Source organism: Pseudomonas sp. 05N434 (assembly GCF_056396965.1).
The window spans coordinates 1-725 of sequence record NZ_JBFTMK010001001.1 but is presented as its reverse complement, the minus strand read 5'-3'; the positions used below and the strand labels follow the sequence as shown (position 1 = coordinate 725).

Sequence of the window (725 nt, the reverse complement as noted above, 5' to 3'; positions counted from 1 at the left end):
TGACGCGACAGTTGCACGCGGTTGGCCACGATTCGGCGGGGGATCTGCGGGCAGTGGAGCTGAAGGATCATCCATTCTTTGTCGCAACGCTGTTCCAACCGGAACGCGCCGCGCTCAAAGGCCTGCTGCCGCCATTGGTCAAGGCGTTGGTCGAGGCCTGTGTGAGGCAAAAATCATGATCGCCCAGACACCTGCAGCWCCTTACTACGCAGTGATTTTCACTTCGCTGCGCACCGAAGGCGATCACGGTTACGAACAGGCCGCCGAACGCATGGTGGAACTGGCCCGTGAGCAACCTGGCTTCCTGGGCGTGGAATCGGCCCGGGGCGCGGATGGGCTCGGGATTACGGTGTCCTACTGGGCCAGCGAAGCGGCGATCCTGGCCTGGAAGCATCATCCCGAACACAGCGCGATTCGTGAGCGCGGGCGATCGACCTGGTATTCGGCGTGTCATACGCGGGTGTGCAAGGTTGAGCGGGCCTATGCGTTCAAACAGTAAATGATGCAGTGTTCTGGCGTCTTCGCGGGCTTGTCCGCGAAGACGCCAGAACAGCCACCGCAAAACCCTCACCCCCGCACCAAACTCCTCACCGCCGTAATCTGCGGCACGTCCTGTCGATTCATGTACACCCGCAACGGTTCGGTGATGTTGATCCGGTCGTCGATGTTCTGGTCCAGCAGCAACTGAATCAGTTCGCGCTTGAGCGTCATGGTCTGCTCGGGGC

Annotated in this window: 2 protein-coding genes; one reads left to right on the top strand and one right to left on the bottom strand. The window is 60.9% G+C overall.

The features are described 5' to 3' along the window. Positions 1–175: 175 nt before the first annotated feature. Positions 176–499 carry an antibiotic biosynthesis monooxygenase family protein gene (locus tag AC1DLB_RS31350; protein ID WP_019651741.1) on the top strand — a complete coding sequence of 108 codons (324 nt, stop codon included), beginning with the start codon at positions 176–178 and terminating at the stop codon, positions 497–499. A 68-nt stretch (positions 500–567) separates the two neighbouring features. On the opposite strand, the gene AC1DLB_RS31345 is transcribed toward AC1DLB_RS31350, so the two are convergent. Then, the coding region (locus AC1DLB_RS31345; protein ID WP_477786448.1) for a DUF2025 family protein at positions 568–725 on the bottom strand (158 nt) is incomplete at its 5' end.